This window comes from Streptomyces sp. NPDC093225 (assembly GCF_044753805.1).
Taxonomy (GTDB): Bacteria; Actinomycetota; Actinomycetes; order Streptomycetales; family Streptomycetaceae; genus Streptomyces.
Genome location: NZ_JBIVNX010000054.1, coordinates 42,298 through 49,652, shown reverse-complemented (window position 1 = coordinate 49,652; position 7,355 = coordinate 42,298). Strand labels below are relative to the sequence as shown.

Sequence of the window (7,355 nt, the reverse complement as noted above, 5' to 3'; positions counted from 1 at the left end):
CCGACTCTATCAGATCTTTTCTCGATCCGATTTCCTCGGTGCTTTCCGGTTCCGGCCCGTTTCCCTCTCGGGGGGCTTTTCCCTTTCGGCGTTTCCGACTCTATCAGAATTCTTCACCGGGTTTTTCCGGCTTCAGGATCCGAATAAGAGATCGGGGTTTGACTCCAACTCGTGGAATGGAGATTCCAGCTCGGGAGTAAGAGTGATTCTAGAAGGTTGCAGTCGGACTGTCCAGTCCGAGGCAACCGTTCGAATCTACCTCTCCCGGTCGACCGTGTCAACGGTGTTTCCGGGCCGACGAGGAGACTAGCAGCTCGAGGGGGCCCCTCGCACATCAGGCGGCCGTCGGCACGGACGCGCTGCGGTCCGCGTGCTCGACGTCGCCGGTCTCCCCCGCCCGCGCGGCTCGGCGCCCCACCACGAAGACGTACGCCAGGAAGGCGCCCTCGGCGAGCACGCCGATGGCGATGCGGGCCCAGGTGGGCAGGCCCGAGGGGGTCACGAAGGCCTCGATCAGGCCCGAGACGAAGAGGACCGCGGCCAGCCCGATGGCCATGCCCAGCGCCGCGCGGCCCTGTTCCGCGAGGGCGGTCCTGCGCGTGCGCGGGCCGGGGTCGATGACGGTCCAGCCCAGGCGGAGGCCCGTGCCCGCGGCGACGAAGACCGCCGTCAGTTCCAGCAGGCCGTGCGGGAGGATCAGGCCCAGGAAGGTGTCGAGCCGGCCGGCCGAGGACATCAGGCCGAGGCCGACACCGAGGTTCAGGACGTTCTGGAAGAGGATCCACAGCACGGGCAGGCCCAGGAACGCCCCCAGGACCAGGCACATGGCGGCGGCCTGCGCGTTGTTCGTCCACACCTGTGCGGCGAACGAGGCCGCGGGGTGGCTCGAGTAGTAGACCTCGTACCCGCCGCCCGGCTCCGTCAGTGCGCGCAGTTCCTCGGGGGCGGCGATCGCGGCCTGCACTTCGGGGTGTGCGGCGATCCACCAGCCGATGACCGCGCCGAGGGCCGTGCAGAGCAGGGCGGTCGGCACCCACCAGCGGCGGCTGCGGTAGACGGCGGCGGGGAAGCCCGCGGTGAAGAAGCGGGCCGCGTCGCGCCAGGAGGACCGGCGGGCCCCGGTGACGGTCGCACGGGCGCGGGCCACGAGCTGGGTGAGCCGGCCGGTGAGCATCGGGTCGGGGGCGCTCGACTGGAGGAGGGAGAGGTGGGTGGCGGTGCGCTGGTAGAGCGCGACCAGCTCGTCGGCCTCCTCGCCGGTGAGCCGGCGGCCGCGCCCGAGCAGCTGCTCCAGACGGTGCCACTCTGCCTGGTGGGCGGTGACGAAGACGTCGAGGTCCATCCGGCTGCTGCTCCCCCGCGTGCGATGGCTTCCGATGGCTGCGGACGGCCCGGGCCGCCGGCGGTGCGCGGGTTCCGTGGGGCGTGTCCGTACGAACGTCAGCTTGGCAGACTGGGTGACCTGGCGGCACGGCATGGAGGGCGGGCGTTCGGTGAGCGATCTGGTGACAGGGGACGCGGTCGTCCTGGGGGTGCGGCCCGCGCGGCTGCCGAGCCGGGGGCTGGCCATCGTGATCGACATGGTCGTGCAGTGGGTCGTGTTCCTGGTGGCGTCGGTGGCGCTGCTGGCGGCCACGTCGTCGTTGGACGAGGCGGCCCGGACGGCGGTGTCCATCGCGTTGTTCGTGCTGGTCCTGGTCGGGGTGCCGATCGCGGTGGAGACGCTGAGCCGGGGGCGCTCGCTGGGGAAGCTGGTGTGCGGGCTGCGGGTGGTGCGGGACGACGGCGGCCCGATCCGGTTCCGGCACGCGCTGGTGCGCGGGGCGCTCGGGGTCTTCGAGCTGCTCATGACGTTCGGGACCGTGGCGATCATCGCGTCGTTGGTGTCGGCGCGCGGCCGGCGGCTCGGGGACGTGTTCGCGGGGACGCTGGTCGTGCGCGAGCGGGTGCCGGGGGCGGCGCGGGCCGCGTACGTGCCCCCGCCCCCGCCGTGGCTGGTGGGGCGGTTCTCGGAGCTGGACCTGTCGGCCGTACCGGACGGGCTGTGGCTGGCGGTGCGGCAGTACCTCACGCGGATGCACCAGCTCGACCCGGCGGTGGGCGCGTCGATGGCGGCACGGCTGGCGGACGACCTGGTGGCGTGCACGGGTACGCCCGCGCCGCCGGGCGTGCCGGCCGCGGCGTACCTGGCGGCCGTGGTGCACGAGCGGCAGCAGCGGGATGCGCGGCGGGCCTTCGGGCCGGGTTCCGGGGCTCCGGCGGCGCCGGCTCCCGCCGGAGCCGGGTGGGCGCCCGGGCCTGGCGGTGGTCCGGTGCCCGGTACGTGGCCCGGCGGCGGTCCGGTGGCCGGCGCGTGGCCCGGTGCCGCCGGGGGTCCGGTGGTCGCGGGTATGCCGGCTGCGCCGGTCGGTGTGCCGGTCGTGCCGGCTGCGGTGCCGCCGACGGCGGGTGGCGCGGAGGTTCCTCCCGCGACGGGGTTCGCGCCGCCGGCGTAGGGCGGCGCAGGTCGGTGGCCGGGCCTAGGCCGGGAAGGTCGAGGGCGGGGTTTCCAGTTCCTCGAGTTCGATGCCGGGGGCGGACAGGACCACGTCGCCGGCGATGTGCACGGTGTGCTGCTCGCCCGTGTCCAGGGCGCTGACCTGGTACTCGTCCACCATCAGCGGTCCGCTGTCGGTGGGGTGCGCCTCGCTCTTCACCAGCGCCCACGCCTGGTCGACCGTGCGGGGTGCCAGGACGGGGTCGGTGAAGGCCACGAGCCGGACCCGGGTGGGGGGTGCGGCGGGGGTGAGGCGCAGCAGGCGGGCAGTGGCGACGTAGAAGGCCGGGGACGTGCCGGTGAAGGCGTGGGCGGGGACGTTGCCTTCGGTGGCCTCGGTGCCGGTGGGGTCGGTGCGGACCCAGGTGACGCCGTCGAGGGCGGCGCCGCGGACCTGCCAGTCGGCGGCGTGGAGTTCGAGGCGGATGGGGCGGCCGAGTTCGTCGACGGCCAGGTCGACCGAACCCCTGTCCTCCCCGGTGGGGGTGGTGATCCGGGAGACGTAGCGCCAGCCGGAGGGGCCGGGGGCGCACTGGAAGTGCTCGTCGCCGAGGGGGGTGTGGTCGTGCGGGTCGTGGAGCGAGTATCGGCCGCGGGGCATGGGGTCGCCTGCTGTTCGTGAGGTGTGGTGCGTGTGCGTGCGTGCGTGCGTGCGTGCGTGCGGGTGAGCCTGTGTGCTGTGTGCCTGTGTGCGTACGGGTTCTGGTCGTCCGGTCCGGCGGGGCGGGGCCGGGTACGGGGCAGGCCCCCGGCACTGGGTGCGGGGGCCTGCCTGGTGCACTGTGCTGCGGCCGGACCGGTGGGACCGGGCCGGGATCAGTAGCGGTAGTGGTCCGGCTTGTACGGGCCCTCGACCTTGACGCCGATGTAGTCGGCCTGCTCCTGGCGCAGGGTGGTCAGCTTGACGCCCAGGGCGGCGAGGTGGAGGCGGGCGACCTTCTCGTCGAGGTGCTTGGGGAGCACGTAGACGTCGGTCGGGTACTCGTTCGGCTTGGTGAAGAGCTCGATCTGGGCCAGGGTCTGGTCCGCGAAGGAGTTCGACATGACGAACGACGGGTGGCCGGTGGCGTTGCCCAGGTTGAGCAGGCGGCCCTCGGACAGGACGATCAGGACCTTGCCGTCGGCGAACGTCCAGGTGTGGACCTGCGGCTTGACCTCGTCCTTGACGATGCCCTCGATCTTCGCCAGGCCGGCCATGTCGATCTCGTTGTCGAAGTGGCCGATGTTGCCGACGATCGCCTGGTGCTTCATCTTGGCCATGTCCGCGGCCATGATGATGTCCTTGTTGCCGGTCGTGGTGATGAAGATGTCGGCCGTCTCGACGACCTCGTCCAGCGTGGTGACCTGGAAGCCGTCCATCGCCGCCTGCAGGGCGCAGATGGGGTCGATCTCGGTGACGATGACGCGGGCGCCCTGGCCGCGCAGCGACTCCGCGCAGCCCTTGCCGACGTCGCCGTAACCGCACACGACGGCGGTCTTGCCGCCGATGAGGACGTCGGTGGCGCGGTTGATGCCGTCGATGAGGGAGTGGCGGCAGCCGTACTTGTTGTCGAACTTCGACTTCGTCACCGCGTCGTTCACGTTGATCGCCGGGAACAGCAGCGTGCCCTCGGCCATCATCTCGTACAGGCGGTGGACACCGGTGGTGGTCTCCTCGGTGACGCCGCGGATGTCGGACGCGAGCTGCGTCCACTTCTGCGGGCTCTCCTCGAGGGTGCGGTTGAGGAGGGTGAGGATGTGGCCGTACTCCTCGGAGTCCGCGGTGGCCGGGTCCGGGGCCTGGCCGGCCTTCTCGAACTCGACGCCCTTGTGGACGAGGAGGGTGGCGTCACCGCCGTCGTCGAGGATCATGTTCGGGCCGCCGGTGGGGGTGCCCGGCCAGGTCAGCGCCTGCTCGGTGCACCACCAGTACTCCTCCAGCGTCTCGCCCTTCCAGGCGAAGACCGGGACGCCCTGCGGGTTCTCCGGGGTGCCGTTCGGGCCGACGGCGATGGCCGCGGCGGCGTGGTCCTGGGTGGAGAAGATGTTGCAGGAGGCCCAGCGGACCTCGGCGCCGAGCGCGACGAGCGTCTCGATCAGCACGGCGGTCTGCACGGTCATGTGCAGCGAGCCGGTGATGCGGGCGCCGGCCAGCGGCTGGGCGGCGGCGTACTCCTTGCGGATCGACATGAGGCCGGGCATCTCGTGCTCGGCCAGCGTGATCTCCTTGCGGCCGAAGGCGGCGAGGGAGAGGTCTGCGACCTTGAAGTCCATGCGTGCTGCTCCTCTGGGATGGTCGAGAGGGTGGGTACGGCTGAGCCGTGCACCTCTGGGGGCGCACCAGCGCAGTCCGTCGGAGGCCCTCTCTCCCCTCGGCCGGCCACGCAGGACCGCCCGACCGCCATCAGCAGCGACGTCTGACACCGTTCCCGAATCTACACCGATCGGCCGAGTCCGCCCCAGCCGACGGCGGGACAAGTAGTGGCGGTTTTCGGGCGTTGCGGTGTGGCCGGTTCGCCCCCCGTCCGCTGCGCGCGCGGGCGGGGGGCGTCGCCGTACGGCGGGCCGGGCCGTCAGGCCTGGGCGGCGGGGGTGGAGGGGTTGGAGCGGAGGATGTCCGGCTCCAGGTAGATGACGCGGGCGATCGGGACGGCCTCGCGGATGCGCGCCTCGGCGGCGTCGATGGCGCGGGCCACCTCGGCGGCGGTGTCGTCGTGCTGCACCGCGATCTTGGCGGCGACGAGCAGTTCCTCGGGGCCGAGGTGCAGGGTGCGCATGTGGATGACGCCGGTGACGGTGCGGCCGTCGACGACGGCCGCACCGATCTTGGCGACCTCCTCGGTGCCCGCGGCCTCGCCGAGGAGCAGCGACTTGGTCTCGGCGGCCAGCACGATCGCGATGACGATCAGCAGCGCGCCGATGCAGACGGTGCCGATGCCGTCCCAGATGCCGTCGCCGGTCAGGAGCGACAGGCCGACGCCGCCGAGGGCGAGGACGAGGCCGACGAGGGCGCCGAAGTCCTCGAGGAGGACCACGGGGAGCTCGGGGGCCTTGGCGCGGCGGATGAAGTCCTTCCAGGACAGCGCGCCGCGCAGCTGGTTGGACTCGGCGATGGCGGTCCGGAAGGAGAAGCCCTCCGCGATGATCGCGAAGACGAGCACGCCGACGGGCCAGTACCAGGCCTCGATCTCGTGCGGCTCCTTGATCTTCTCGTAGCCCTCGTAGATCGCGAACATGCCGCCGACCGTGAAGAGGACGATGGAGACGAGGAAGGCGTAGATGTAGCGCTCGCGCCCGTACCCGAAGGGGTGCTGGGGGGTGGCCTCGCGCTGGGCCTTCTTGCCGCCGAGGAGCAGCAGCCCCTGGTTCCCGGAGTCGGCCAGCGAGTGGACGCCCTCCGCCAGCATCGACGACGATCCGCTGAAGGCGAAGGCGACGAATTTGGAGGCAGCGATGGCGAGGTTGGCGGCGAGGGCCGCCACGATCGCCTTGGTTCCGCCTGACGCGCTCATGGGTGCAGGGTGTCCCTTCTCGGGCCGTGGCCTGGAGAGCCGGTTGATTCGGCCGCACATTGTTGCAGCCGCCGGGCGGGACGCTACGTCAGACCACTACGGTGGCCCGGAAAATCGTGCCGCTATCGGACAATTCAACCTTCTCGCCGGCGGGAACGAACACGGACTGCCCCGGCGCGAGGGCCTCTTGGTGTCCGCCCGGAGCGCGTACCACGGGGGCGCCGGCGGTGCAGAGCAGGATCTGCGGGGTCGCGTCGGGGAGTTGCACGGGGGCCGCACCGGGCGCGAGGAGGAAGCGGGAGAGCCGGAACTCGTCGATGGGGGTCTCGTACACCTCCTCGGTGCCGCCCTCGGGCCTCAGGAGGGCGGGCTCGCCGGGCTCGAACGAGGTGACCCGCAGCAGCTCGGGCACGTCGACGTGCTTGGGGGTGAGTCCGCAGCGCAGCACGTTGTCCGAGTTGGCCATCAACTCGACGCCGAGGCCGTCGAGGTAGGCGTGCGGGATGCCGGCGCCGAGGAACATGGCCTCGCCGGGCTGGAGCCGTACGGGGTTGAGCAGCATGGCGGCGATGACGCCGGGGTCGCCCGGGTAGTGGTGCGCGAGGCCGGCGAAGGCCTCGTACGGGCCGCCCAGCCGCTCGGCGGCGGCGCCGGCCTCGGCGACCGTACGGGCCGTCTCGGCGCGGTCGGCGCTCAGCACCGCGGTGAGGACCTCGCGCAGGGCCGCGTCGGCGGGGTGGGCGTGCAGCAGGTCGACGTACGGCTTGAGGGAGTCGACCTCGAGGCCGGCGATGAGGTCGGCCGCCTCGACGGGGTCGCGGAAGCCGCACAGGCCCGTGAACGGGGTGAGGGCGCAGACCAGTTCGGGCTTGTGGTTGGCGTCCTTGTAGTTGCGGTGCGGGGCGTCGATCGCGACGCCGCGGCGCTCCTCGTCGGCGAAGCCCTCGCGGGCCTGGGCGAGGTCGGGGTGGACCTGGAGGGAGAGCGGGGCGCCGGCGGCCAGGATCTTGAACAGGAAGGGCAGTGCGGGACCGAACTTCGCGACCGCGGCCGCGCCCAGTTCGCGCTCGGGGTCGGCGGCGATGATCTCGCCGAGGGCCTTCTCGCCGGTGCCGCGGTCGACGCGGGAGGGGGCGCCGGGGTGGGCTCCCATCCACAGCTCGGCCTGCGGCTCGCCCGTGGGTGCGGTGCCGAGGAGTTCCGGGATCGCGGTGGTGGAACCCCAGGCGTAGGGGCGGACGGTGTTCGAGAGGCGGTCCATCGGTCGTCTTCCTGTGGGAGGCGGGCCGGGACGGGCCTGGCGGACCTGCCCGCCGTGTGCGGGGCCG

At 72.2% G+C, this 7,355-nt stretch carries 6 protein-coding genes; 1 reads left to right on the top strand and 5 read right to left on the bottom strand.

What is annotated here, in order from left to right:
* Positions 1 to 334 precede the first annotated feature (334 nt).
* Positions 335 to 1,342, bottom strand: a complete 1,008-nt coding sequence (locus tag ACIQCH_RS32705; protein WP_402586946.1) for a stage II sporulation protein M — start codon at positions 1,340 to 1,342, stop codon at positions 335 to 337.
* A 151-nt stretch (positions 1,343 to 1,493) separates the two neighbouring features.
* On the opposite strand from ACIQCH_RS32705, the gene ACIQCH_RS32700 reads away from it, so the two are divergent.
* Complete coding sequence (locus ACIQCH_RS32700; RefSeq protein ID WP_402586949.1) at positions 1,494 to 2,495, top strand: RDD family protein; 1,002 nt, start codon at positions 1,494 to 1,496, stop codon at positions 2,493 to 2,495.
* Between the two features lie 24 nt (positions 2,496 to 2,519).
* Here ACIQCH_RS32700 and ACIQCH_RS32695 read toward each other — a convergent pair whose 3' ends face one another.
* From ACIQCH_RS32695 to manA, 4 genes are all read right to left on the bottom strand, one after another.
* Positions 2,520 to 3,137: a hypothetical protein gene (locus ACIQCH_RS32695; RefSeq protein WP_402586944.1), complete on the bottom strand. Its 618-nt coding sequence runs from the start codon at positions 3,135 to 3,137 to the stop codon at positions 2,520 to 2,522.
* 215 nt (positions 3,138 to 3,352) lie between these two features.
* Complete coding sequence (ahcY, locus tag ACIQCH_RS32690) at positions 3,353 to 4,789, bottom strand: adenosylhomocysteinase (protein ID WP_402586942.1); 1,437 nt, start codon at positions 4,787 to 4,789, stop codon at positions 3,353 to 3,355.
* Between the two features lie 299 nt (positions 4,790 to 5,088).
* A complete protein-coding gene (locus tag ACIQCH_RS32685; RefSeq protein WP_402586940.1) occupies positions 5,089 to 6,027 on the bottom strand; it encodes a cation diffusion facilitator family transporter in 939 nt (312 codons plus the stop codon).
* Between the two features lie 88 nt (positions 6,028 to 6,115).
* Positions 6,116 to 7,288: a mannose-6-phosphate isomerase, class I gene (gene manA / locus ACIQCH_RS32680; protein WP_402586938.1), complete on the bottom strand. Its 1,173-nt coding sequence runs from the start codon at positions 7,286 to 7,288 to the stop codon at positions 6,116 to 6,118.
* Positions 7,289 to 7,355: the final 67 nt, after the last annotated feature.